This is a genomic window from Micromonospora sp. NPDC005367 (assembly GCF_040606825.1).
In the GTDB taxonomy this organism is placed as follows: Bacteria; Actinomycetota; Actinomycetes; order Mycobacteriales; family Micromonosporaceae; genus Micromonospora.
On record NZ_JBEXFP010000002.1, the window covers coordinates 188730 to 212994 of the forward strand.

A 24265-nucleotide genomic window follows, 5' to 3' on the forward strand; every position below is an offset into this window, starting at 1 on the left:
TCGGGTCACTCCTCGGCGGGCAGGTTGGCGGCCGGGACGTCGAGGCGTACCCGGCCGTCGGCGACGGTGCCGATCCAGTCGGCGGGCACGTAGACCGCCCCGGTGTCGGCGTGCTCGGAGCTCACCTTCAGGTATCCACCGTGCATCAGGCGGGCGGCCAGGTCCGCCGGCACGTCCGGCTCCCGGACCGCGGTCGACTCGATCAGCTCGTCCAGGCTGCTGCCCGGGTCGGCGGTCGGCGTCTGTACGGTCACCGCGTTCGGGTCACCCCGCTGGACGAGATCCACCGTGCCGACCTCGACTCCGTCGGCGTCGATCACCGGCATCCCGGTGGTGATCCGGGAAATGGTCTGCTGGTCGCCCTGCTGCCTCATCCCGACGCGGTTCCCGGGGCGACGCGACGCTAAACGCCACCCGGGGTCGACCCGCCCGGTGAGCCCGCTTCTGAGCGGTCAGGTGCTCGGTGGACCCCAGCCGCCCGGCGGGCGCGGCGACAACTCACGCCAGCTGTCCGGGCCCTCGAGCAGCGCGCGGACCGTCTCCTCGGCCTCGTCGGCACTGTCGTACTCGTAGAAACGGGAGATGCCCTCGGCGCCGCCGGCCCGCTGCTCGACGTGCCACCGGTCGCCGTCCACGCGGAGGAACACGTCCCGTCGCGCCAGCCGCCCCCACTTCCCGTTCCACCAGTGCTTCCGCTGCTCCATGCGCGGACTCTATCGAACATACGTTCGAGAATGTGCGGCCCCCGCGGGAATCCCGCAGGGGCCGATGTGCCGCCGCCGGGTTCAGCGCGCGGTGGGCGGTTCGTGCCGACCGAGCATGTCGTCGAGCGCGCCGCGTTGCTGCGCAGGCGTCCGGTGACCGGCCGCGACCAGCGCGTCGCGGATCTCGGTGAGCAGCTTGACCTCCTCGCTGGGCGCGGCGGGCGGCGGCTCTTCGCCCCGCCGCCGCCGCTCGGCCAGCTTGTTCATCGGAAACACCACGAGGAAGTAGAGCACCGCCGCGGTCAGCAGGAACGTGATCAGGGCGTTGAGGAAGTCTGCCCAGGTGACCAAGTTGCCCTTGCTGATCTCCCAGGAGCCGGCGAACTGATCCTCGCCACCGCCCACGAACTTGATGATCGGCTTCAGGAACGAGTCGGTGAGCTGGGTCACCAATCCTGTGAACGCGGTGCCGATGACGACACCGACCGCCAGGTCGACGACGTTGCCCCGCATGATGAAGTCTTTGAAGCCCTTGAGCATCCGTACTCCCGCGCTGTCCGGTTTTCCGTCCGGGACAACCTATGCCTCGGGCAGCGGCTCCAGGAAAGCCGCGGCCTCGCGCACCGCCCCCTCGGGATCGCCGGCCCGGATCGCGTCCACCAGTCGGGCGTGGTCGATGGGATGCTCCGGGGTCATCGTCGCGCCGATCGTCTGCGCGAGGCTGCTGCGCAGCGCGGTGCCGACCGAGGCGTACAGCTCGGCGAGCATCCGGTTGTGCGCGGCGGCGACCACGGCCGTGTGCAGGGCGATGTCGGCCTCCACGAACTCGTCGGCCCGGCCGGCGTGCCACGCCGCCTCGCGGGCCGCGAGCGCGTCGCCGAGGGCGGCCAGGTCCTCCGGGGTGCGCCGGAGCGCAGCGAGCCGGGCGGCCTCCACCTCGAAGGCGCGGCGTACCTCGACCACCTCGGTCATCCGGTCGTCGGTGAGCTGACGGGCCACCACGGGAGCGAGTTCGTCGGTCGACACCACGTACGTCCCGGAGCCCTGGCGGCACTCCAGCACCCCGGCGTGCTGGAGCGCCCGGACCGCCTCGCGGACCGTGTTGCGCCCGACCCCGAGCGCCGCGACCAGCTGGGGCTCGGTGGGGATGCGGCTGCCGACCGGCCATTCGCCGGCCAGGATCCGCTCCCTGAGCTGGGCGATCGTCTCGCGTATCCGCTGCCCACGGGGCGGCACTGGTGGGGAATCGACTGATGGTGTCACTGGTTACATCACCCGCCCGGAATTCATCCCATGATTGTAGGTTCAACCGCATGACACCGCCGCCCCCACCGGCCGCCGCCGGTTCCGCGACCGTCGCCGACGTGCCCACCGGCCCGGAGTCGCCGGCGCTCGGGCCGCGTCCCGCCGGCCGTCCAGCCACCGGAGGGGCGCTGGTACTCGCCGGCATGCTCCTCGTCGCGCTCAACCTGCGCGCCGCCGTCACCAGCCTCGGAGCCCTGCTCGACGAGGTGCGGGACGGCATCGGGCTCTCCGGCACGACGGCTGGCATCGCCACCACCCTGCCGACGATCGCGTTCGCCGGACTCGGGGCGCTCACCCCGTGGCTGGTCCGGCGGTTCGCGCCCGCCCGGATGCTGGTGGCCGGAATGGTCGTCCTCGTCATCGGTCAGGTGCTGCGGGTGGTCACCGACTCGGCGGTGGTGTTCCTGCTCACCAGCGCGCTGGCCCTGGCCGGCATCGCGGTCGCCAACATCCTGCTGCCGATGCTGGTCAAGCAGCACTTCCCGCACCGCGCCGGGCTCATCACCGGGGCGTACACCATGACCCTCACCGCGGGGACCGCGGTGGCCGCCGCCACGGCGGTGCCGATCGCGCACGCGTTCGGTTCGTGGCGCGCCGGCCTGGGCGTCTGGGCCGCGCTGGCCGTGCTGGCGGTGCTTCCGTGGGTGCCGTTGGCGCGGCGCGCCCGATCGCCGCGAGCCGCGGCCGTCACGGCCGGGCAGGCCCAGGCCCGGATCCGGCCCGCGCGGACCCGGCTCGGCTGGGCCATGGCGGTCTACTTCGGCGCGCAGTCGCTCAGCGGCTACGCGATCATGGGCTGGCTGGCCCAGCTCTTCCGCGACTCCGGCTTCCAGCCCGAGCAGGCCGGCCTGCTGCTCGCCGGGGTGACCGCGCTCGGCGTGCCGATCGCCATGCTCATGCCGACGGTGGCCGGTCGGCTGCGAACCCTGCACCCGCTGGTGCTGGGGCTGACCGTCGCGTCGGCCCTGGCGTACGTCGGACTGGCGTTGGCGCCACACGGCGGCGCGCTGCTCTGGGTGGCCCTGCTGGCGGTCGGCCAGGGCGCCTTCCCGATGATCCTGGCCGCCATCGGGCTGCGCGCCCGCACGGCGGAGGGAACGGTGGCGCTCTCGGCGTTCGCGCAGAGCGCCGGCTACCTCATCGCGGCGCTCGGCCCGTTCCTCGTCGGCGTGCTCTACGAGCAGACCGGCGGCTGGACCGCGCCGATCGTCCTCCTGCTGGTCGCCCTCGCGGTGCAGGCGAGCGCGGGCATGGTGATCGCCCGTCCCCGGCACATCGAGGACGAGCATTGAGTCGCAGCGGTCAGGAGGAGGCGGGGGTCGGGTCCCCGGCGACCGCCTGGTCGACCGTCGGGTACGTCTGAAGCACCTCGACCAGGCCGCTGACCTCGAGGATGCGCAGCACGCCCCGCTGAGGGGCGGCCAGCCGGACCACGCCACCCACCTCGTCGCAGCTGTTCTTGGCCCGTACGAACACCGACAGCCCGGTGGAGTCGCAGAACGAGACCTCCGCCAGGTCGAACACCAGGCGGCTGCGGTCCTTGTCGAGCAGGTCGGTGATCTGGTCCTGCAGCTGCGGTGCGGTCGCCATGTCCAGCTCGCCAGCGACCGACACGACGACCACGTCGCCGCGTTGTTCCGTGTGCACCGTCAGGGACATTCGCCAGACCTCCTGTTATCGGTGGAACGGTATCCCACGATCCCCGCCGTACGCAGAACGGGCGCGGCGATCTGGTGGCCAGCATCATTCCGTTGCTTCGCGGCAAGTAGTTGGGCGGGTTCCGGTGATAGAGTCCGCCCGGTCCGGGTCGAGGGGGTTTGGTAATGGCGTTGAACGCCGAGGAGAGCAGCCGGCTCGCAGCTCTGCTGAGCGAGCACGTCGACCAGGTCACGCAGCGCTGGACGGAGGCCGTGACGGCGTCGCTGCGCGGTCGGCTCAGCCAGGCCGAACTGCGCAGGCAGCTCCAGGAACTGCATCGGGCCATCCTCACGACGGCCGAGAACGGGATCGTCGACCTCGACGCCGAGCACGCCGCCGAGCTGCGTGCCGTGCTCGGCGAGCTGTCCCGCGGGCGGGCCCGGCAGGGGTTCTCCGCCACCGAGACGGCGAGCAGCGTCTACGCCCTCAAGGAAGTGCTGCTGGAGCTGCTGGAGGCCCGCGGCGGCAAGAGCGTCCTTCACGATTTCGTGGCGTTCTCCGGCCTGATCGACCAGATGGGGCTGTTCACCTTCGAGAGCTTCGTACGCACCCGGGAGGGTCTGATCGCCGACCAGGCGGAGCAGCTGCTCGAGCTCTCCACCCCGGTCGTCAAGCTCTGGGACGGCGTGGTCGCGGTGCCGCTGGTGGGCACGCTCGACTCCGCCCGGGCCCAGGTGGTGATGGAGCGGCTGCTCCAGACCCTGGTCGACACCGGCTCGCCGTACGCGATCATCGACATCACCGGTGTACCGGCGGTGGACACCCAGGTCGCCCAGCACATCTTGAAGACCGTGGTGGCCGCGCGGCTGATGGGCGCGGAATGCATCATCTCCGGCATCCGGCCGCAGATCGCTCAGACGATCGTGGCGCTCGGCATCGAGTTCGGCGACATCGCCACCAAGGCGAGCCTCGCCGACGCGTTGCGCCACGTGCTGCGCCTGTCCGGCGTGGAGACGTCGCGCCGCTCCCGCCGGGGGGCCTGATGGAGCGGGTACCGATCCTCAAGATCGGCGACATCCTGCTGGTGTCGATCCAGGTCGACATGTCCGACCAGACGGCGCTCCAGTTGCAGGAGGATCTCGCCGAGCGGATCGTGTCCACCGGCAGCCACGGCGTGATCATCGACATCACGGCGCTGGACATCGTCGACTCGTTCGTCGGGCGGATGCTCTCCACCATCGCGTCGATCTCCAAGGTGCTCGACGCCGAGACAGTCGTGGTCGGGATGCGTCCGGCCGTTGCCATCACACTGGTCGAGCTGGGCCTGTCGCTCAACGGCATCCGGACCGCGCTCAACGTCGAACGCGGCATGGAGCTGATCGCGGCCGCGCGCCCCGACGAACCGCAGGACGACGACGAGATCGACGAACCCGCGACGACGGATTCACCGTGACCACGGGCATCGACCTGAGTCAGCCGCAGGCACAGGCGATCCGGAGCGACGAGGACGTGGTACGCGTCCGGCAGTTGGTGCGTACGGTTGCGGTGGCTGCGAAGCTGTCGCTGGTAGACCAGACCAAGGTGGTCACCGCGGCCAGTGAGTTGGCCCGGAACACGCTGGTCTATGGCGGAGGAGGCGGCGTCGAGGTGACGACCGTAGACAACGGGCGGCGCCGCGGGGTGCGGATCGTGTTCGCCGACTCCGGGCCGGGGATCGCCGACCTGGACCTGGCGCTCACCGACGGCTACACCACCGGCGCTGGGCTCGGCCTGGGGCTGAGCGGCGCACGCCGGCTGGTCGACGAGTTCGACATCGACACCGGGATCGGCAAGGGCACCCGGATCACCGTCACCAAGTGGGCTCGGTGAGCGAGGACGCGGTCACCGACCACGGGCTCTGGTTCCGGATGGAGCAGGGCAGCACCGGCAGCGTCGTACGGCGGGCTGCCGAGCGTCTCGGCCGCCACCTCGAACTGGGGGAAGCGCGTACGGCGGATCTGGTCATCGTCGTCGCCGAGCTGACGAGCAACCTGGCCAAGCACGCCGAGGACCCGACGCTGCTGCTCCGCCCCGTCCGCCGTGCGGACGAGGCGGGTGTGGAGCTGGTCGCCGTCGACTCGGGGCCGGGCATGGCGGACCTCGCGATCTCCTCCCGGGACGGCCACTCGACGGTCGGCACCCTCGGCATCGGCCTCGGCGCGATAGTCCGGCAGGCCACCTGGTTCGACGGCTACTCGCTGCCCGGCCGGGGCACCGTCCTCGCCGTACAGGTCTGGCCGTCGGAGATCGGCGAGACGCCCTGGGTCGGCGGGCTGACCCGTCCGCTCGGCGGCGAGACGATCAGCGGCGACGGCTACGCCGTCCGGGTGATCGAAGGACGCCGCCAGGTGCTCGTCTCCGACGGGCTGGGGCACGGCCCGCTGGCCGCCGCCGCGAGTGACACGGCGATCGCGGCCTTCCACACCGCCCCGGCCGGGTCGCCGGCAGCGGTGGTGCAGCACCTGCACCGGTCCATGTCGCACACCCGGGGAGCCGCGCTGGCGGTGGCCGAGCTGGGCCCGTCGGCCGGTGTCCTGCGCTACGCCGGCCTGGGCAACATCGCCGGACAGCTGATCGCGCCGGACGGGCGGCGCCGCGGTCTGGTCTCCCTGCCCGGCATCGCCGGGCACCAGCGCCCGGTGGTACGCGAGTACGACTATCCCTTCGCCGCGGGCGCCCTGCTCGTGATGCACAGCGACGGCGTGGTGGATCGGTGGCAGATCGACGACTACCCGGGGCTCGTCGAGCGCTCCCCGCTGGTGGTCGCCGCGACGCTGCTGCGGGAAGCGGGCACCCGGCGCGACGACGCCTGTGTGCTGGTGGCGAGGGCACCGGCATGAACGCCGTGCCCGGCCGCCGGCCGCTGCTCCAGATGCCGCTCCGCGTCGAGCACGACATCTTCGTGGTGCGCCAACGGGGCCGGGAGGTCGCTGCGGCGGTGGGCCTGGAACATCAGGACCAGGTGCGGGTGGCCACCGCGCTCAGCGAGGTGGCCCGGGACCTGCTGGGCGTGGCCGGTGGCGCGGACGTGACGTTCCACGTCGACGAGGCGCCCGACGGCCGGCAACACCTGCGGGTGGACCTGGTTCCGGTCCGCCCGCTGCCCCACGACCGGTACGAGCCGCAGTCCGGCGCCGTGGTGCGGCTCGTGGACAGGCTGGGCACGATCGGGGTCGGCCGGGATACGGTCGTGAGGATGTCCCGACGCGTCCCGGTCACCGCGCAGGCGCTGACTCCGGAGCGCCTCGACGAGCTTCGTGCGGAGCTCGTCCAGAGCGCCCCGGGCAGCGCCCTGGACGAGTTGGCGGCGCAGAACCAGCAGTTGATCGCGGCCCTCGACGAGGTGCGCCAACAGCGGGACGAGCTGGCGGTGCTGAACGACGAGCTTCAGGAGACGAACCGTGGGGTGCTGGCGCTCTACGGTCAGCTCTCCGAGGAACTGGAGGAGACCAACCGCGGCGTGGTGGCGCTCTACGCCGAGCTGGACGAGAAGTCGGCCCAGCTTCGGGCGGCGAGCGAGTCCAAGAGCAGATTCCTGGCCAACGTCAGCCACGAGCTGCGGGCACCGGTGACGGCGATCATCGGGCTCGGCCGGCTGCTCGCCGATTCCGCGTCGGATCCGCTGACCCGCGAGCAGTCGCAGCAGGTGGAGCTGATCCGCGCGTCGTCGACCGACCTGCTCACCCTGGTCAACGAGCTGCTCGACCTGGCCAAGGCGGAGTCCGGCCGGATCGAGCTGAACCTGGCCGAGGTGGACCTGCGGCCGGTCTTCGGGCAGCTGCGCGGCACGCTGCGCGCGGTCGCCACCCGCCCGGAAGTGGAGTTGGTGGTGGAGGAGCCGCCGGCCGCCACCCTGCGCACCGACGAGGTGCTGCTCGGTCAGGTGCTGCGCAACCTGCTGCACAACGGGTTGAAGTTCACCGAGCGGGGTGAGGTGCGGCTGCGCGCGCTGCGACGGGACGACCACTGGGCGTTGACGGTCACCGACACGGGTCCCGGTATCGCGCCCGAGCTGCACGAGCGGATCTTCGAGGAGTTCTACCAGGCGCCGGGGGCGACCCGCGCCGGTGGCACCGGGCTCGGCCTGCCGTACGCGCGGCGGCTCGTCACCCTGCTCGGCGGCACTCTGGAGCTGACCAGCGAGCCGGGCCGGGGAAGCACCTTCACCGTCACCCTGCCCGTGGTCGGAGCCTGACGTGTCCACCCAGCCGACCGTGCTGGTGGTCGACGACAGCCGGACCAAGCGCTACCTGTTGGTCAGCTGGCTGACCCGCGCCGGCTTTCAGGTGATCGAGGCGGAGAGCGGTACCGAGGCGCTGACCCGGGTCGAGACAGACCAGGTCGACCTGGTGGTGCTCGACGTCCGGCTGCCCGACCTGAACGGCTTCGAGGTCTGCGAACGGATCAAGAACTTGCGTCCGGCGACACCGGTGATCCACGTGTCGGCGCACGCGGTGGACGTGGCGGACCGGGCCCGGGGACTGACGCGGGGCGCGGACGCCTACCTCGCCGAGCCGATCGAGCCCGACGAGCTGATCGCCACCGCGAACGCGGTGCTGCGTTACTACCAGGCCCGGCAACAAGCCGAGCTGCTCGCCGCGCGGATGCTCGCGCTCGCCGACACCACGGTCGCGGTGCACGCCGCGTCGACCTTCAGGCAGCTGCTCGACGCGGCGGCGGCCGGCGCCGCCGAGATCTTCAAGAGCCCGGCGGCGGTGGTCGCCGAGACCGCTGAGGGCGAGTACCTCGCCGGGGTGGCCGCAGGCCGTGGTGTGGACGCCACGACCGTGCCGTGGGTGGTCCACGACGACAGTGTCGTGCCGGTCGGCACGACGGTCCGGGTCACCGATCCGGCCGAATGGGCGCTGCTGGACTGGCCGGCCGGCGACACGGTGACGGTGGCCGCCGCCCGGTTGCGGGAGGACCGGCCACCGCTCTACGTCGTGGTTCCCACCAAGACTCAGACCGCCCGTACTCCGGCGCTGGTGCAGCTCGTGCAGGCATTGGCGGCGGCGGTGGAGGCCCAGCGCTCGTACGACGAGGAGCACCGCATCGCGGTGACGCTTCAGCGCAGCCTGCTCCCGCGACGGGTCCCGGAGATCAACGGCCTCGACCTCGCGGTGCGCTACGAGCCGGCCAGCGCGCGGACCGAGGTGGGCGGCGACTTCTACGAGCTGGTGATGCTCGATGGGCGCCTGCTGCTCGCCGTCGGTGACGTGGCGGGGCACTCGCTGCACGCGGCGACGGTGATGGCCGAGCTCCGGCACGCCGTCCGGGCGTACGCGGTCGAGGGGCACCAGCCGGGCGCGATCCTGCACCGGGTCAACGAGTTGATGCGTACCTTGCTGCCGAACGAGTCGGCGACCCTCTGCTTGCTGCTGCTGGAGCCGGCGACGGGGCGGGTCCGGCTGGCCAGCGCCGGCCACCTGCCGCCGGTGCTCAGCATCGACGGCAAGGTTGAGTTCGTCCAGCACTCCGCGCCGCTGCTCGGCGTACGCGCGGATCGCCCGGAGGACCTGGAGTTCGTGCTGCCGGTCGGGGCGACGCTGATCTTCTACACCGACGGCCTGATCGAGCGCCGGGACGCGACCATCGACGAGGGGTTGGCGGCGCTGGCGGACGTCGCCGCGCAGGTCGACGACGACCTGGACGGGTTCTGCCAGCGGCTGCTGGTGGAACTCGCCCCGCCCGAGATCAACGACGACGTCGCGGTGGTCGTCCTGCGGCGCAGGTGAGAACGTTTGGCGATGCGGTTGCACAGCGTGATCGTGGACCTTTGAACACGTAGCGTTGTCGCGAGCCCGGTCGACCACCCCCGCTTCGCTCGCTTTGCTCTGCACCCGAATACGCACCACGGCTCTGACCTGTGATTTCTTCGCGGAGTTCGGCACACGGGCAGCTTCGAAAGGTAACTGTGGGTAGGTGGCGCGTATGTGGGTGCAGAGCAAAGCGTCCGAGTGGGGGTGGCCGGGCCGGAGGCAAGGTTGCGCCGCGTGACGTCGGGGTCGACGCCGGCGCCGGCATCGACGTCGGGCGTGCCGGGTCAGGCGAGCGAGCGGGTGTACGCGGCGGGGGACATCCCGGTGGCCGCGGTGAACTCCCGCACGAGGTGGGCCTGGTCGCTGTAGCCGAGGTCGGCGGCGAGCCGCGCCCAGTCCGGTGCCGGCCCGTCAGCGGCCTGCTCGATGACCTCCTGGATCCGGTAGCGCCGGATCACCCACTTCGGGCCGACGCCGACCCGGTCCAGGAAGAGGCGTTGCAGCCGGCGGGTGGTGAGCCCGTGCCGCCGGGCGAACGCGTCCACCCGAAGTACCGTGCGGTCGGTGCGGATCTCCTCGACCAGGCGGATCACCTCCTCGGTGACGGGATCCGCCGCCGCCTCCGGATTCCAGCCGGTGAGCAGTTCGTCGAGACGGCCGCAGCGGTCGTCGTCCGTACCGTCGCAGGCACCGCCGCTGTGGTCGCGGGCCGGCGGCCAGTGCTCGGCGAGCTCGGCGAGCGGCCGGCGGCGGCCGGTCAGTTCGGCGACCGAGCCCTGCCAGAACGGGTGGAAGCCGCCGGGCCGGAACTGGATGCCGCTGACCCGTCCGGTGCCGGTCAACGTGATCGAGAACAGGGCCAGCCCGACGCCGGCCACCTCGCCGGACTCCAGGCCGTCGCCGTCGCGGCGGAAGACCACATTCACCGCCGGATGCGGTACGACCTGCTGCACGAACGGTTCGGTCAGCTCCCAGTCGACGAGCCAGTAGTGCTCGACCCACGGGCGTAGTACCGGCGCCGGCAGGTGCCGACGGAACCGGACCTGCCGCAGCAACCGGCCGGGGGCGAGAATTCCCCGGCTGTCGCCACGCGGTCGCTGTCGCATTTTTTCAAGACCACCCTCATACGCTGGGCCTATGGCCACAGAGACTAGCGATCTGCTGGCGGCTGCGGTGCCGCCGACGGTCGCGGTGGTGCGGGGCATCGCCGACGACCAGCTCCACCTGCCGACGCCGTGCCGCGACTACTCCGTACACGACCTGCTCAACCACCTCTTCCAGGTGGTGGTCAACTTCCAGGACCTCGCTGTGAAGCGCGGCGTGACGTGGGCGGAGAAGCCGGACCACCTCACCGACGACTGGCGGAGTCGGTTCGAGGTGGAGATCGACAGACTGATCGTCGCCTGGTCCGACCCGGCGAGTTCAGAGGGCGTGTCGCCCGGGATGGGCATGCCGCAGACCACTGTGGGCGGGATGGCCCTGCTCGACCTGACCGTGCACGGCTGGGACCTGGCCGTCGCGACCGGCCAGCCGTACGCGCCGGCGCCCGAGGCCACCGGGGCGCTGCACCAGCTGACCGAACAGCTCGGCCCGACGGCCCGGCAGATGGGCGTCTTCGCCGATCCGGTGCCGACCGACCCGACCGTGCCCGACCTGGACCGGCTGCTCGGCCTGACCGGCCGCGATCCGCGCTGGAGCGCCATCGGCTGACCGGCTCCGATCACGGGCGGCCCTCGGACCAGGTGTCGAGCCGTTGCCCGTCCGGGCGAGATGTCCGGTGGGGAGCAGCCGCGGTGGTCAGGCCAGCAGGTGGTCAGGCCGACGTGTGGAAGAGGCCGGCGGACCAGGAGATGATCAGGCCTAGCACCGCCGAGCAGCAGCAGACCAACAGCGCGGCGACCACCACCGCCAGGACGACCAGTCCGGGACGTTTCCGGGGTGTCCCGTCGCCCGGCCGGTCCTCCGCGGCGTCCGGCTCCTCGTCGACCTCGCTCACCCGCGCAGTCTAGGGCCCGCGCGGCCACTGAACTGCGGCGACAACCCTTCACGCTCGGCCGGGCGCGCGGTCACGAGCGCGCAGATGATCGCGCTCGAACGTGGAAGTAGTGGCCTCCGGGCGCTGAGGAGGGCACTGTTTCCATAGTTGAGCGTGATCATCGGGCGCGGCACGGCATAATCATCGGGCTCGGCGCGGCAGCGTGAGGGTTGAAGGCTCGAGAGGCGACGCCGCGGCCCCTCCCGGGGCAGCATGGTGCGATGGAGCTGATCTCGATCGATGATGTACGGGCCGCCGCGACGGACATCGCCGGCACCGTGACCCGTACCCCGCTGCTGCCGACACCGTGGGACGCGCAGACGTGGCTCAAGCCGGAGAGTCTGCAACCGGTCGGGTCGTTCAAGCTGCGCGGCGCGACCCACGCGGTCGCCCGGCTCGACCCGGCGGTCCGCGCACGAGGTGTGGTCACCCACTCGTCCGGGAACCACGGGCAGGCGCTGGCGTACGCGGCCCGGTCCGCGGGTGTGCCCTGCACGGTGGTGGTGCCGGAAGGCGCGCCCGCCGTGAAGGTCGACCGGATCCGAGCCCGCGGCGCCGAGGTCGTGCTCGTTCCGCCGGCCCGGCGGCTGATCGAGGCGGAGCGGATCGCGGCGGAGACCGGCGGCGCGCTGGTGCCGCCCTTCGACGATCCGTACGTCATCGCCGGCCAGGGCACCGTCGGGTTGGAGATCGTCGAGGACCTCCCCGACGTGGACGTGGTGCTGGTGCCGGTGGGCGGCGGTGGTCTCTCGTCGGGCGTGGCCACTGCGGTGAAGGCGCTGCGCCCGTCAGCCGCGGTGATCGGCGTCGAACCACTGCTCGCCGCCGATGCCCGGGAATCGCTCGCCACGGGCGCGGTGGTGGTCTGGGACGTCGAACGGACCCACCGGACCAGCGCTGACGGGCTGCGTACGAACCTGTCCGAGCTGACCTTCGCCCACCTGCGGGAACGCCTCGACGGCATCGTGACCGTGACCGAGGAGGAGATCACGGAGGCGATGGGCCGGCTGGTGCGTGAAGCCCGGCTCGTCGTGGAGCCGAGCGGCGCGGTGGCCCTCGCCGCCCGGCTGTTCCACAGCCACGAGATCCCCGAGGGCCGGACGGTCGCCGTGGTCACCGGCGGCAACGCCGACCCGACCGTACTGGCCGCTGTCCTGACCGCCGGGCCGGCCTGACGGGTGTGCCCCGCGCCGGGAGGGGCCCTCTCGGACCCCTCCCGGCCGGTCAGGCGCGACCGAGGCGGTCGAGGATCCAGGCGTTGATGAACGCCTCCTCACGCCAGGAGTCGTACCGGCCGCTGGGGCCGCCGTGCCCCGCGCCCATCTCGGTCTTCAGCAGGTAGTCGCCCTGCGGTGCGGTCGCGCGCAGGCGGGCGATCCACTTCGCCGGCTCGTGGTAGAGCACCCGGGTGTCGTTCAGGCTGGTCACCGCGAGGATCGCCGGGTAGTCGAGGGCCGCCACGTTCTCGTACGGCGTGTACGACTTCATGTACGCGTACACCTCGGGATCGTCGAGCGGGTTGCCCCACTCCTCCCACTCGGTGACGGTCAGCGGCAGCGACGGGTCGAGGATCGAGGTGAGCGCGTCCACGAAGGGCACCTGCGCCACGATCCCGCTGAACGCGTCCGGGGCGATGTTGGCGACCGCACCCATCAGCAGCCCGCCGGCCGACGCGCCCCGCGCCACCAGCCGGTCGTTCGCCGTCCAGCCCGCCTTGACCAGATGCCGGGCGCAGGCCACGAAGTCGGTGAAGGTGTTCTTCTTGGCCAGCAGCTTGCCCTGCTCGTACCAGCGCCTGCCCAGCTCGCCACCGCCGCGGATGTGCGCCACCGCGAAGATCACGCCCCGGTCCAGCAGGGAGAGCCGGGCCACCGAGAACCACGGGTCCATGCTGGCCTCGTACGAGCCGTAGCCGTAGATCTCGCAGGGGGCGGAGCCGTCGCGGGGCGTGCCCTTGCGGAAGACCAGCGAGATCGGTACGCGGGTGCCGTCGTCGGCGAGCGCCCAGTCCCGGTGCTGCTCGTACGCCTCCGGGTCGTACGGCCGCCCGTCGGGGCCGGGAAGCACCGGCTTCTGCTTGCGCAGCACCATCTGCCGGGTCACCAGGTCGTAGTCGTAGACCGAGTCCGGAGTGATCAGCGAGGAGTAGCGCAGCCGGATCTGCCCGGTCCGGTACTCGGGGTTCGCGTCCAGGCCGACGCTGTAGATCGGCTCGGGGAAGTCGATGTCGTACGCGTCGCCGCCACCGATGGGGAGTACCCGCAGCCCGGTCAGCCCGTTCGTGCGAAGCGAGACCACCAGGTGGTTCTCGAACGCGTCCACCGACTCCAGCCGGGTGCCCGGAGAGTGTTCGATGAGCGGCACCCAGTCGCCCGGCGTGTCCGCCGAGGTGTACGCCAGCGCGAAGTCCTCCGCGCCGTCGTTGTGCAGGATCAGGAAGCGGTGGCCGTGGTGCTCCACCGTGTACTCGACGCCCTGCCGGCGGGGCGCGACGACCGCCGGCAGCCCGGCCGGGTTGCCGGCCGGGATCACCAGCACCTCACTGGTGATCTTGCTGTGGATGTCGATGACGATGAACTTCTCGGAGCGGGTCAGCTCGACGCCGACCCAGAACCGCTCGTCGTCCTCCTGGTGCACCACCACGTCCTGCGCGGACGGCGTTCCGATGGTGTGCCGCCAGACCCGGTAGGGCCGCCAGGCCTCGTCGACGGTGACGTAGAAGAGCGCCGACGCGTCGCTGGACCAGGCGGTGCCGTAGAAGGTGTCCGGCACCTCGTCCGGGAGCAGCTCGCCGGTGGTCAGGTCCTTCACCCGCAGGGTGAACCGCTCGTCACCGGAGAAGTCCGTCGAGTACGCGAGCCAGCGGCCGTCCGGGCTCACGTCGAACGCGCCGAGCGCGAAGAAGTCGTGCCCCTCGGCCAGCTGGTTGCCGTCGAGCAGCACCTCCTCGCCGTCGAGCGGGGCTCCGTCGGCGCTCATCGGCGGCTCGGTCTCGCCCTCGCGGACGGCGCGCCGGCACTGCACGCCGTACTGCTGCCCCTCGACGGTCCGGGTGTAGTACCAGTAGCCGTCCTTGCGGGTCGGCACCGACAGGTCCGTCTCCTGGGTGCGCCGCCGGGTCTCCTCGAACAGCTGCTCGCGCAGCCCGGCCAGGTGTGCCGTGCGCGCCTCGGTGTAGTCGTTCTCGGCCGTCAGGTAGGCGATCGTCTCGGGGCCGTCCTTGGTGGCCAGCCAGGCGTACTCGTCGATCACGGTGTCGCCGTGGTGGTTGCGCTCGGCGGGCACCCGCTTGGCCACGGGCGGGGAAGTCTCGGTGGTCACGGCCGCCACGTTACCGGCCGGCCACCGCTCGTCGCCGGTACGCGCGTCACCCCCGCTGCGAATCCCCACCGCGGCTTTCGAACACATGTACGATGACCGGCATGGCGGCTGCAGCGAGTTCGATCGACCGGTCCGGAGCCCTCGAGATCACCCAACGGCTCACGGAGATCTGCGGGGCGCCCTTCGCCCGGTTCGCCGGCCCGGCCGATGAAGTGGCCGGGCGCGCTGCCCGCTGGGTCGCGGTGCCGGGGGGGCCGCAGGCGGCGGCGAAGGTGCTCCGGTTGGCGGCCCGGCACGACCTCACGGTGGTTCCGCGCGGCGCCGGCACCAAGATCGACTGGGGTGCGGCGCCCGAGCAGGTCGACATCATGCTCGACACCGGCCGGCTCGCCGGGATCGGCCACGAACCGGTCGGCGCGCCGGTGACCGAGGTGGGCGCCGGCACGCCGCTGCGCGCGGTGCAGGCGACACTCGACCGCACCGGCCAGCGGCTCGCCGTCGACGCACCCTCACCCGGGGCGACCCTGGGCGGCGTACTCGCCGCCGGCGAGGCCGGTCCGCTGCGCCACCGGCACGGCACCCCCTGCGACCAACTGGTCGGGCTGCGCTACCTGACCGCCGACGGAGAGCTGGTCGACGCCGGTGGCGGAGCGCCCGGGCTGGATCTGGCCCGGCTGCTCTGCGGATCGCAGGGCGCGCTCGGAGTGCTGGTCTCGGCCACCCTGCGGGTGCAGGCGGTGCCGGCGACCCGTCTCTGGGTCTCCCGTCCGGTCTGGACCCCGCTCGAGGTGCACGACCTGGTGCGCACGGTCCTGGCCGCACGCCTCGACCCGGCCGCGATCGAGTTGGACCTTCCCGCCCTGCCCCGGCCCCGCCGTCCGATCGACCCGGCCGACCCGGCGGCCTCGGCCCGGGCGCGGCATCCGTCGATGGCCGGGCGGGCGGACGCCCCGTCGCGGGCCGGCAGCGTCGTGGTGCTGCTCGAAGGCGGCCCGGCGGACGCCGTCGAACGGGCCGAACGCCTGGTGTCCCTGATCGACGGTGCCCTGGTCACCCACTCCGCCCCGCCGTGGTGGCGGCGGTACCCGTTCGGGCCCGGCGACACCGCGTTGCGCATCGAGGTGCCGATCACCGACCTGCACGCGGCCGTCTACGCGCTACGCGACGCGGCCGGTGCCCCGGTGCCCGTACGCGGCTCCGCCGGCCTGGGCGTGGTGCACGCGGCACTGCCGGGGTCGCTCCCGGCCGACCGGGTCGCCTCGATCCTGGCCGCCGTCCGTGGGGTGCTGCTGGCTCGCAAGGGCCGGTGTGTGGTCCTGTCGGCGCCGGCGTCGGTGCGCCGCGAGGTCGACCTCTGGGGTGAGCTGACCGGGCTGCCCCGGCTGCGCGCGGCCAAGGCGCACCTCGACCCGCACCACCGACTCGCCCCCGGTCGCCTCCCCGGCGGCGACTGACCCTCCGACCCCGGACGTGCCGGTTGATCATGAGGTTGCCGGCGAGTTCGATCTCCGCGCCCACCGTCAACCTTTTCATCGAGCTGGGCGGAGGGGGAGGGGCTTCTTCAATCGAGCCACCAGTGGTGCATGTCGGCGGCGGCCGGGGTGAGCCGGGCCAGCAGGAGAAGCGTCGTCGTGCCCGCGCCGACCAGCAGGAGTGCCCGGATGCGCCGGGAGATGCGGTCGGTACCCCGGGCCGCCACCGCCACGGCGTAGACCGCCATCGGCACGGTGAACGCGGTGCCCATCAGGTAGACGACCGAGATGACGGCGTACAGCCAGAAGAACGGGTTCGCGGCGTGCAGGCCGAACGGAACGAGGTCCTTCGGCTGGTACGCCCCGCTGACCATCTCGGCCGGACCCACGCCGGCGGTCACCATCCGTCCGACGTAGAGCGCCGCCACCACGACGAAGGCGGCGGCCACCGCCAGCTGGGTGACCAGAACGGTACGGACGAGCCGCGGCAGGTCGGCGACGGCATCCACGACTGTCGACATGAAGGTCAACCTACGGCCTGCCGCCCCCGGCGGGGTCCGCCCTCGGGCCGGGGCGCGGGGCCGGCGGGGTCCGCCTCGGGCCAGGCGACGGCCCGGCCGAGGGCGGGGCCGCCCTCGGGCTAGGGCGACGGGCGGGCCGGATCCGCCCTCAGGCCAGGGGCCGGTCGGGGTCGAGGCGGGGATTGGTTTGATCCACTCGAGGTCATCGAAGTCGGGGTGTTGGCGGCAGGTGGATGCCCCGACTTCACGGAAGGCGAGTCGATCAAGCGAGGCGGGGGGCCGTTCCGGTCAGGCCGCTTCGTTGCGCAGGACCAGGATTGCGATGTCGTCGCGGGGCGCCTCGACCGAGAAACCCAGTGCGGTGGCCCGCAGCCGGGCGGCGACCACGTCGGCCGAGTAGCCGGCCAGCGGCATGGCGGCCTCGCGAAGCCGTTCGGTGCCGAAGAGTTCCCGCCCGCGCCGCCGCTCGGTGACCCCGTCGGTGTAGAAGACCAGCGCGTCGCCCGGCCCCAGCGGCACCTCGGCGGTGGGTGTGCTGATCCGGTCGAGCAGGCCGAGGGCCGTGCCGCCGGCGCCGACGAAGGTGCCTCCGCCCCCACCGCGCAGCAGCACCGGCCGGTCGTGGCCCGCCAGGTGCAGGGAGACGTCCAGCCGGTCGCCGTCGACCGGGCCGACCGCCGCCAGCGCCAGCGTGCAGTACCGGCCGCCGCCCCGCTCGACCAGCGTCTCGTTGAGACGGGTGAGCACCTCGGGCAGCGGCTTGCCGTCGCCGACCAGCACCCGGATGACGTCGCGGACCAGCCCGGTGACCGCCGCGGCCTGCACGCCCTTGCCGGAGACGTCCCCGATCACCACCAGCCACCGCCCGTCGGGCAGCGGCACCACGTCGTAGAAGTCGCCGCCGACGTCGGCGTCGCCCCCGGTCGGGACGTACTCGGCGGCGAACCCGATGCCCTCGACCACCGGCAGCACGGGCGGCAGCAGCGACTGTTGCAACGTCTGCGCCACCCGACGGCGTTCGGCGTGGATCCGGGCGTTCTCGATCGCCAACGCGGCCCGGCGGGCGACGTCCTCGAGTACCGCAACCTCGTCCGGGTCGTGCCGGTGCCGCTGGTGCCGGCCGACGGCCAACGTCCCGAGCCGCTGGCCCCGGGCGATCAGCGGTACGGCGAAGCCTTCCATCGGCCCGCCGAGTGGCACCTGTGCGGCGCTGCGCGACGCCTCACGCAGTCGGGCCTGGACCGAGTCCGGCCCGGTCTCGGCGAGCACCTTGTGCAGTTGGGCCAGGACCGACTCGTCGGCGTGGGTGGCCGCTGCGAGCCGCAGCCGCCCCCACTCGTCGGTCGTGTGCACCGCGCACCACTGGCCGAGCCGGGGCACCACCAGTTGCGGAATGAGCGCCATGGTCAACTCGACGTCGAGCGACTGGGCGAGCAGTTCGCTCGCCTCGGCGAGGAACGTCAGCCAGGCCTGCCGCCGCACGTCGGCCCGGCGCAGCCGGTCGTTCTCCAGGTGCAGCGAGAGCCGCTCGGCCGCGAGTACGGCCAGCGGTTCGGCGTACGCCGACGGTGCGGCGTCCAGTTCCAGCTCACCGGCGTACGGGCGGTGCACGGTCAACGGCACGTGGAGCAGTTCGTTGCCGACCCGGGGCTGCCGGCCGTAGCGGGCCAGCACCTGGGGGCCCGTCCCGTCGCCGCGGTCCAACTGGATCAGCCCGCCCGCCGCGCCGACCATCTCGGCGACCCGGGCCAGCAGGCTGGTGGCGAAGTCCGGCAGCGGGTCGTCCGCGTACGTGTCGGGGCTGATCTTCATCAGCTCGCTCACCGCAGCGGCGCTCGGGGCGGAGTTGGCTGTCGGCGTCGCGTCGCCGCTGCGGGCGTTGCCGAGCGTGCCGGAGGCGGTGGCCGTGGCGTCCGGCCGGGCGTCGGCGCTGCCCGACCGGTCGAGCCGGAACCAGACGCCCTTGCCGGTGGGCAGGTAGGTGGTGCCCCACCGGCTGGAGAAGTGATCGACGAGCAGTAGCCCGCGGCCCCGCTCGGCCACCTCGGTGATCTCGTTGGCCTCGTTGCGTACGCCGACGATGAGTTCCTCGACCGGGCCGGACGCGAAATCCGAGACGGTGACGGTCAGCCCGACCTCGTCGGCGTTGACCTCGATGTCCAGGTCCGTGCCGGCATGTTCCACCGCGTTCGTCGTGAGCTCGGTGGTGAGCAGCAGGGCCTCGTTGAGCAGTTCGTCCAGGTGTGCCTCCGCCAGCACGGAGCGGACGAGGGCGCGGGCGGCCGCGGGCGTACGCCGGTCGGCGGGCAGGCGAACGCGCCGGAGGTGCCCGTCCGGGCCCCCAGCCGTTGCGGGCCTCGTCTCCGCCGACACTCTCGTATCCTCCACCGCCACGCCGGTGACTGCCAACCCGCTCCCGGATCGGGCGCGTCCGCCTCGGTGCCGGGGCGTGGCGAGCGTTCACGCGCCCTGGCAACGGCGCGTCCGCGGGCACAATATGGGATGGCCGGCATCTTGGCACGAGCCGGTGGCCCCCGAGCTGAGACGAGGAAGAATGACCACGGTGAAGCAGTCGGTGGCGGACTCCTCCGCGCCCGACCACGAGGCGCTCCTCGATGAACTGACCGAGGCGCTGCGGCGGGTTCGCCGCGGTGATCTGAAGGTGCGGTTGCCCCGACGTGCCGGGCAGGTCGGGGAGGTCGTGGACGCCTTCAACGAGGTGGCCTCGCTCCAGGAACGGCAGTATCTCGACCTGCGGCGGATCAGTCGGGTCGTCGGCCGGGACGGCCGGCTCACCGAGCGCCTGGACGAGGAGGGGCTGGACGGCTCGTGGGCCGAGGGCAACCGGGCGGTCAACTCCCTCATCGACGACCTCGGCCGGCCGACCACCGAGATCGCCCGGGTGATCGTCGCGGTCGCCGACGGCGATCTCTCCCAGCACATGGCGCTGGAGATCGACGGGCGGCCACTGCGCGGTGAGTACCTGCGCATCGGGCGCACGGTGAACACGATGGTGGATCAGCTGTCGTCGTTTGCGGACGAGGTGACCCGGGTGGCCCGTGAGGTGGGCACCGAGGGCAAGCTGGGTGGCCAGGCCGACGTTCGGGGCGTCGCGGGCACCTGGAAGGACCTCACCGACTCGGTGAACACCATGGCGTCGAACCTGACCGGCCAGGTTCGGTCGATCTCCCAGGTGGCGCGGGCGGTGGCGAAGGGCGACCTGTCGCAGAAGATCACGGTCGGGGCGCGGGGCGAGGTCGCCGAGCTGGCCGACACGATGAACTCGCTCACGGACACGCTGCGGCTCTTCGCCGAGCAGGTGACCCGGGTGGCCCGCGAGGTGGGCACCGAGGGCAAGCTCGGCGGCCAGGCGGAGGTGCCGAACGTCGCCGGCACCTGGAAGGACCTGACCGACAGCGTCAACTCGATGGCGTCGAACCTGACGGCTCAGGTGCGGAACATCGCCCAGGTCTCGACGGCGGTGGCGAAGGGTGACCTGTCGCAGAAGATCACGGTGGCGGCGCAGGGCGAGATCCTGGAGCTGAAGAACACCGTGAACACGATGGTGGATCAGCTGTCGTCGTTCGCGGACGAGGTAACCCGGGTGGCCCGTGAGGTGGGCATCGAGGGAAAGCTCGGCGGTCAGGCCCAGGTGCGCGGCGTCTCCGGCACGTGGCGGGACCTCACCGAGAACGTGAACCAGCTCGCCGGCAATCTGACGGCTCAGGTGCGGAACATCTCGCAGGTCTCGACGGCGGTGGCGAAGGGTGACCTGTCGCAGAAGATCACCGTGGACGCCCGGGGCGAGATCCTGGAGCTGAAGAACACCGTGAACACGATGGTGGATCAGCTGTCGTCGTTCGCGGACGAGGTGACCCGGGTCGCGCGTGAGGTGGGTACCGAGGGCAAGCTCGGTGGTCAGGCGCAGGTGACGGGTGTGTCGGGTACCTGGCGGGACCTCACCGGCAACGTGAACTCGATGGCGTCGAACCTGACCAGTCAGGTGCGGAACATCGCCTCGGTCACCACCGCCGTGGCGAAGGGTGACCTGTCGCAGAAGATCACCGTGGACGCCCGGGGCGAGATCCTGGAACTGAAGTCGACGGTGAACACGATGGTGGATCAGCTGTCGTCGTTCGCGGACGAGGTGACCCGGGTGGCCCGTGAGGTGGGTACTGAGGGCAAACTCGGCGGTCAGGCCCAGGTGCGCGGCGTGGCGGGCACCTGGCGCGACCTCACCGACAACGTGAACTCGATGGCGTCGAACCTGACGGCGCAGGTGCGGAACATCGCCCAGGTCTCGACGGCGGTGGCGAAGGGTGACCTGTCGCAGAAGATCACGGTCGACGCGCAGGGCGAGATCCTGGAACTGAAGTCGACGGTGAACACGATGGTGGATCAGCTGTCGTCGTTCGCGGACGAGGTGACCCGGGTCGCGCGTGAGGTGGGTACCGAGGGCAAGCTCGGTGGTCAGGCGCAGGTGAAGGGCGTTTCGGGTACCTGGCGGGACCTCACCGGCAACGTGAACTCGATGGCGTCGAACCTGACCAGTCAGGTGCGGAACATCGCCTCGGTCACCACGGCGGTCGCCACCGGCGACCTCCGCCAGAAGATCACCGTCGACGCGCAGGGCGAGATCCTGGAGCTGAAGAACACGATCAACACGATGGTGGATCAGCTGTCGTCGTTCGCCGACGAGTTGACCCGGGTCGGCCGGGAGGTCGGCATCGAGGGCAAGCTCGGTGGTCAGGCGCAGGTGAAGGGGGTCTCCGGCACCTGGCGGGACCTCACCGAGAACGTCAACCAGCTCGCCTCCACGCTCACCACCCAGCTGCGGGCGATCGCCGAGGTCTCCACCTCCGTCACCCGGGGTGACCTGACCCAGCGGATCAACGTTCAGGCACAGGGCGAGGTCGCCGAGCTCAAGGACAACATCAACCAGATGATCGTCACCCTTCGGGAGACGACGAAGAAGAACGCCGAGCAGGGCTGGCTGGACTCCAACCTCGCCCGGATCAGTGGCCTGCTCCAGGGCCAGCGCGACCTCGGCGAGGTCTGCCGCATGATCATGATGGAGGTGACCCCGCTGGTGGACGCGCAACTCGGCGCGTTCTTCCTGGTGGACAACTCCGACGGCAGCATGCGGCTGCGGCTCACCGCTTCCTACGGGTACGTGGCCCGCGGGCACGACGTGACGTTCGGGCCGGGTGAGGGGCTGGTCGGCCAGGCGGCGCTCAGCCGCCGGACCATCCGGGTCAGCGCCGCTCCGGAAGGCGCGCTGACGCTCCGCTCCGGGCTGGCCAGCACGCCGCCGGCCGACCTGGTGGTGCTCCCCGTGCTGTTCGAGGGCGAGCTGCTCGGCGTGATCGAGTTCGCCAGCGTGGTCTCCTTCTCCGAGCTGCACCTGTCGTTCCTCGAGCGGCTGGTGCTCACCATCGGCATCGCGGTCAACACCATCCAGGCCAACCGCCGTACGGAGGAGCTGCTGGCCCAGTCGCAGCGGCTCGCGCACGAACTCCAGGAGCAGTCGGCCGAGCTTCAGCGGACCAACGCGGAGCTGGAGGAGAAGGCCACGCTGCTCTCCGAGCAGAAGGGCAACATCGAGGTCAAGAACCGGGAGATCGAACTTGCCCGGTTGGGCCTGGAGGAGAAGGCCCAGCAGCTCACCCGCGCGTCGGCGTACAAGTCGGAGTTCCTGGCGAACATGAGCCACGAGCTGCGTACGCCGTTGAACTCGCTGCTGCTGCTGGCCCGGCTGCTGGCAGAGAACTCGGAGCAGAACCTGACCCCGAAGCAGATCGAGTTCGCCCGGACCATCCACGGCGCGGGTTCCGACCTGCTCTCGCTGATCGACGACATCCTGGACCTGTCCAAGATCGAGGCGGGCCGGATGGACGTGGAGCCGACCGAGGTCCGGTTCGCCGACATCCGGGGCTACGTCGAGCAGGCGTTCGCCCCGCAGGCGGAGGACAAGGGCCTGGACTTCCAGGTACGCATCAGCAAGGACCTGCCGGGCTCGGTCGTCACCGACGCGCAGCGGTTGCAGCAGATCCTCCGCAACCTGCTCTCGAACGCGGTGAAGTTCACCGACAACGGCGCGGTGACCCTGCGGATCGCCCCGGCGGCCGAGAGCGCGGTCTTCGACGTACCGACGTTGACCAACGCGCAGCAGGTGATCGCGTTCACCGTGATCGACACCGGCATCGGCATCTCCGACGACAAGCTGTCGATCATCTTCGAAGCGTTCCAGCAGGCGGACGGCACGACCAGCCGCCGGTACGGCGGCACAGGGCTGGGCCTGTCGATCAGCCGTGACCTGGCCCGCCTGCTCGGCGGCACCATCACGGTCGCGTCGGCGCCGGGGCAGGGCTCGACGTTCACGCTCTTCGTCCCGGACGTACTGGCGCCGGACGCGGTGGTGGCTCCGCTGCCGCCGTCGCCGACCCGGGCCGGCCTACCGTCGTCGCTGCTCATGCCGCCGCTGGAGGTGCCCGAGCCGGCGGCCGTCCCGACCAGCCGGCAGCTCGACGGGGCGACCGTGTTGATCATCGACGACGACGTCCGGAACGTCTTCGCCCTGACCAGCGCATTGGAACTGCACGGTATGACCGTGTTGTACTCGGACAACGGGGCGGACGGCGTCCGCCTGCTCGCCGAGCACCCGGAGGTGGACATCGTGCTGATGGACGCCATGATGCCCGACCAGGACGGCTACGAGACGACCCGCCAGATCCGCCGTAACCACCGGTTCGCGGACCTGCCCATCGTCTTCCTGACCGCGAAGGCGATGCCGGGCGATCGGGAGTCGGCCCTGGCTGCCGGGGGCAGCGACTACATCACCAAGCCGGTCGACCTGGACGAGCTGATCGAGCTCATGTCGTCCTGGATCAGCGGCAGCCGGACGGAGGAGAACTCGTGACCCAGATGGCCAAGGCGCTGCTCGTGGACGATCGCCGGGAGAACCTGATGGCCCTGGAGGCGATCCTCCAGGGCCTGCCGGTCCAGGCGGTGGCCGTGGAGAGCGGTGAGGCGGCGCTCAAGCAGCTGCTGGTGGACGACTTCGCCGTGATCCTGCTGGACGCCCAGATGCCGGACATGGACGGCTTCGAGACGGCCGGCCACATCAAGCGGCGCGAGCGGACCCGGCACGTACCGATCATCTTCCTCACCGCCGCGGACCGGGACGCCCAGTTGGCGCTGCGTGGCTACCAGGTCGGCGCGGTCGACTACCTGACCAAGCCGTTCGACCCCTGGGTGCTGCGGGCCAAGGTCTCGGTCTTCGTGGAGTTGTGGGTCAAGACCCGTCAGCTCGCCGCGCAGTCCGACCTGGTGCGGGAGCGGGACGCGCAGTGGCGGGTGCTGACCGACGCGGTCGACGAGGCGACCGCCCTGCTCCGCACCGACGACCCGGACGCCCGTGACCACGCCGTGGAACTCCTGGAACAAGCCCGCTGGGGCACCCCCACCTAAC

The 24265-nt window shown here is 71.6% G+C and carries 22 protein-coding genes; 12 read left to right on the forward strand and 10 right to left on the reverse strand.

Features of this window, described 5'->3' with window-relative positions; translation table 11 throughout:
- Window positions 1-5: 5 nt before the first annotated feature.
- From ABZS42_RS02385 to ABZS42_RS02400, 4 genes are all read right to left on the reverse strand, one after another.
- Window positions 6-374 (reverse strand): hypothetical protein, encoded by a 369-nt coding sequence (locus ABZS42_RS02385; protein ID WP_355141698.1) that lies wholly within the window; start codon window positions 372-374, stop codon window positions 6-8.
- A gap of 78 nt (window positions 375-452) precedes the next feature.
- Entirely contained in the window at window positions 453-704 is a 252-nt protein-coding gene (locus ABZS42_RS02390) for a hypothetical protein (RefSeq protein ID WP_355141700.1), read from the reverse strand.
- A gap of 81 nt (window positions 705-785) precedes the next feature.
- Complete coding sequence (gene mscL, locus ABZS42_RS02395) at window positions 786-1244, reverse strand: large conductance mechanosensitive channel protein MscL (RefSeq protein ID WP_355141702.1); 459 nt, start codon at window positions 1242-1244, stop codon at window positions 786-788.
- Window positions 1245-1283: 39 nt separating this feature from the next.
- Entirely contained in the window at window positions 1284-1967 is a 684-nt protein-coding gene (locus tag ABZS42_RS02400; RefSeq protein ID WP_355141704.1) for an FCD domain-containing protein, read from the reverse strand.
- A 185-nt stretch (window positions 1968-2152) separates the two neighbouring features.
- On the opposite strand from ABZS42_RS02400, the gene ABZS42_RS02405 reads away from it, so the two are divergent.
- Window positions 2153-3301, forward strand: coding sequence for an MFS transporter (locus ABZS42_RS02405; protein ID WP_355141914.1), 1149 nt, complete (start codon window positions 2153-2155; stop codon window positions 3299-3301).
- Window positions 3302-3311: 10 nt separating this feature from the next.
- On the opposite strand, the gene ABZS42_RS02410 is transcribed toward ABZS42_RS02405, so the two are convergent.
- Complete coding sequence (locus tag ABZS42_RS02410) at window positions 3312-3668, reverse strand: STAS domain-containing protein (RefSeq protein ID WP_355141706.1); 357 nt, start codon at window positions 3666-3668, stop codon at window positions 3312-3314.
- A 164-nt stretch (window positions 3669-3832) separates the two neighbouring features.
- On the opposite strand from ABZS42_RS02410, the gene ABZS42_RS02415 reads away from it, so the two are divergent.
- Genes ABZS42_RS02415 through ABZS42_RS02440 form a run of 6 tightly spaced genes read left to right on the forward strand, consistent with a single transcriptional unit; the run spans window position 3833 to window position 9421 of the window.
- The gene (locus ABZS42_RS02415) at window positions 3833-4690 is read left to right on the forward strand and encodes an STAS domain-containing protein (protein WP_355141708.1); all 858 of its coding nucleotides are present in this window, start codon (window positions 3833-3835) and stop codon (window positions 4688-4690) included.
- Window positions 4690-5100 carry an STAS domain-containing protein gene (locus ABZS42_RS02420; protein ID WP_355141710.1) on the forward strand — a complete coding sequence of 137 codons (411 nt, stop codon included), beginning with the start codon at window positions 4690-4692 and terminating at the stop codon, window positions 5098-5100. Before ABZS42_RS02415 ends, ABZS42_RS02420 begins: the two co-directional genes overlap by 1 nt.
- Window positions 5097-5516: an ATP-binding protein gene (locus tag ABZS42_RS02425; protein ID WP_355141712.1), complete on the forward strand. Its 420-nt coding sequence runs from the start codon at window positions 5097-5099 to the stop codon at window positions 5514-5516. The genes ABZS42_RS02420 and ABZS42_RS02425 overlap by 4 nt, the downstream gene beginning before the upstream one ends.
- Entirely contained in the window at window positions 5504-6526 is a 1023-nt protein-coding gene (locus ABZS42_RS02430; protein WP_355141714.1) for a SpoIIE family protein phosphatase, read from the forward strand. The genes ABZS42_RS02425 and ABZS42_RS02430 overlap by 13 nt, the downstream gene beginning before the upstream one ends.
- Entirely contained in the window at window positions 6523-7881 is a 1359-nt protein-coding gene (locus ABZS42_RS02435; protein ID WP_355141716.1) for a sensor histidine kinase, read from the forward strand. Before ABZS42_RS02430 ends, ABZS42_RS02435 begins: the two co-directional genes overlap by 4 nt.
- 1 nt (window position 7882) lies before the next feature.
- Window positions 7883-9421, forward strand: a complete 1539-nt coding sequence (locus ABZS42_RS02440; RefSeq protein ID WP_355141718.1) for a SpoIIE family protein phosphatase — start codon at window positions 7883-7885, stop codon at window positions 9419-9421.
- Between the two features lie 308 nt (window positions 9422-9729).
- Here the strand turns inward: ABZS42_RS02440 and ABZS42_RS02445 are convergent, their stop codons facing one another.
- Entirely contained in the window at window positions 9730-10551 is an 822-nt protein-coding gene (locus ABZS42_RS02445; RefSeq protein ID WP_355141720.1) for an AraC family transcriptional regulator, read from the reverse strand.
- 31 nt (window positions 10552-10582) lie between these two features.
- Here ABZS42_RS02445 and ABZS42_RS02450 point away from each other — a divergent pair, with 31 nt between their 5' ends.
- A complete protein-coding gene (locus tag ABZS42_RS02450) occupies window positions 10583-11155 on the forward strand; it encodes a TIGR03086 family metal-binding protein (protein WP_355141722.1) in 573 nt (190 codons plus the stop codon).
- A gap of 103 nt (window positions 11156-11258) precedes the next feature.
- Here ABZS42_RS02450 and ABZS42_RS02455 read toward each other — a convergent pair whose 3' ends face one another.
- A complete protein-coding gene (locus ABZS42_RS02455; RefSeq protein ID WP_355141724.1) occupies window positions 11259-11441 on the reverse strand; it encodes a hypothetical protein in 183 nt (60 codons plus the stop codon).
- 260 nt (window positions 11442-11701) lie between these two features.
- Between ABZS42_RS02455 and ABZS42_RS02460 the strand changes: the two genes are divergently transcribed.
- Window positions 11702-12655: a threonine/serine dehydratase gene (locus ABZS42_RS02460; RefSeq protein WP_355141726.1), complete on the forward strand. Its 954-nt coding sequence runs from the start codon at window positions 11702-11704 to the stop codon at window positions 12653-12655.
- A gap of 49 nt (window positions 12656-12704) precedes the next feature.
- On the opposite strand, the gene ABZS42_RS02465 is transcribed toward ABZS42_RS02460, so the two are convergent.
- A complete protein-coding gene (locus ABZS42_RS02465) occupies window positions 12705-14801 on the reverse strand; it encodes a S9 family peptidase (RefSeq protein ID WP_355141728.1) in 2097 nt (698 codons plus the stop codon).
- Between the two features lie 101 nt (window positions 14802-14902).
- On the opposite strand from ABZS42_RS02465, the gene ABZS42_RS02470 reads away from it, so the two are divergent.
- On the forward strand, window positions 14903-16255 hold the full coding sequence (locus ABZS42_RS02470; RefSeq protein WP_355141730.1) for an FAD-binding oxidoreductase: 1353 nt from the start codon (window positions 14903-14905) through the stop codon (window positions 16253-16255).
- Window positions 16256-16362: 107 nt separating this feature from the next.
- Here ABZS42_RS02470 and ABZS42_RS02475 read toward each other — a convergent pair whose 3' ends face one another.
- Together ABZS42_RS02475 and ABZS42_RS02480 are read right to left on the reverse strand one after the other, a co-directional pair.
- Complete coding sequence (locus tag ABZS42_RS02475; protein ID WP_355141732.1) at window positions 16363-16794, reverse strand: hypothetical protein; 432 nt, start codon at window positions 16792-16794, stop codon at window positions 16363-16365.
- Window positions 16795-17082: 288 nt separating this feature from the next.
- Window positions 17083-19167 (reverse strand): SpoIIE family protein phosphatase, encoded by a 2085-nt coding sequence (locus ABZS42_RS02480; RefSeq protein WP_355141734.1) that lies wholly within the window; start codon window positions 19165-19167, stop codon window positions 17083-17085.
- A gap of 181 nt (window positions 19168-19348) precedes the next feature.
- Between ABZS42_RS02480 and ABZS42_RS02485 the strand changes: the two genes are divergently transcribed.
- Both ABZS42_RS02485 and ABZS42_RS02490 read left to right on the forward strand, forming a co-directional pair.
- Complete coding sequence (locus ABZS42_RS02485; RefSeq protein ID WP_355141736.1) at window positions 19349-23713, forward strand: HAMP domain-containing protein; 4365 nt, start codon at window positions 19349-19351, stop codon at window positions 23711-23713.
- Complete coding sequence (locus ABZS42_RS02490; RefSeq protein WP_355141738.1) at window positions 23710-24264, forward strand: response regulator; 555 nt, start codon at window positions 23710-23712, stop codon at window positions 24262-24264. Before ABZS42_RS02485 ends, ABZS42_RS02490 begins: the two co-directional genes overlap by 4 nt.
- The last annotated feature ends 1 nt before the right edge of the window (window position 24265 follow it).

Excerpts from the sequence above, each read along its gene's own strand:
- ABZS42_RS02410 (WP_355141706.1), bottom strand. The coding sequence starts at position 3,668 with ATGTCCCTGACGGTGCACACGGAACAACGCGGCGACGTGGTCGTCGTG.
- ABZS42_RS02405 (WP_355141914.1), top strand. The coding sequence starts at position 2,153 with ATGCTCCTCGTCGCGCTCAACCTGCGCGCCGCCGTCACCAGCCTCGGA.
- mscL (WP_355141702.1), bottom strand. The coding sequence starts at position 1,244 with ATGCTCAAGGGCTTCAAAGACTTCATCATGCGGGGCAACGTCGTCGAC.
- ABZS42_RS02450 (WP_355141722.1), top strand. The coding sequence starts at position 10,583 with ATGGCCACAGAGACTAGCGATCTGCTGGCGGCTGCGGTGCCGCCGACG.
- ABZS42_RS02475 (WP_355141732.1), bottom strand. The coding sequence starts at position 16,794 with ATGTCGACAGTCGTGGATGCCGTCGCCGACCTGCCGCGGCTCGTCCGT.
- ABZS42_RS02390 (WP_355141700.1), bottom strand. The coding sequence starts at position 704 with ATGGAGCAGCGGAAGCACTGGTGGAACGGGAAGTGGGGGCGGCTGGCG.
- ABZS42_RS02420 (WP_355141710.1), top strand. The coding sequence starts at position 4,690 with ATGGAGCGGGTACCGATCCTCAAGATCGGCGACATCCTGCTGGTGTCG.
- ABZS42_RS02415 (WP_355141708.1), top strand. The coding sequence starts at position 3,833 with ATGGCGTTGAACGCCGAGGAGAGCAGCCGGCTCGCAGCTCTGCTGAGC.
- ABZS42_RS02445 (WP_355141720.1), bottom strand. The coding sequence starts at position 10,551 with ATGCGACAGCGACCGCGTGGCGACAGCCGGGGAATTCTCGCCCCCGGC.
- ABZS42_RS02435 (WP_355141716.1), top strand. The coding sequence starts at position 6,523 with ATGAACGCCGTGCCCGGCCGCCGGCCGCTGCTCCAGATGCCGCTCCGC.
- ABZS42_RS02385 (WP_355141698.1), bottom strand. The coding sequence starts at position 374 with ATGAGGCAGCAGGGCGACCAGCAGACCATTTCCCGGATCACCACCGGG.
- ABZS42_RS02470 (WP_355141730.1), top strand. The coding sequence starts at position 14,903 with ATGGCGGCTGCAGCGAGTTCGATCGACCGGTCCGGAGCCCTCGAGATC.
- ABZS42_RS02460 (WP_355141726.1), top strand. The coding sequence starts at position 11,702 with ATGGAGCTGATCTCGATCGATGATGTACGGGCCGCCGCGACGGACATC.
- ABZS42_RS02485 (WP_355141736.1), top strand. The coding sequence starts at position 19,349 with ATGACCACGGTGAAGCAGTCGGTGGCGGACTCCTCCGCGCCCGACCAC.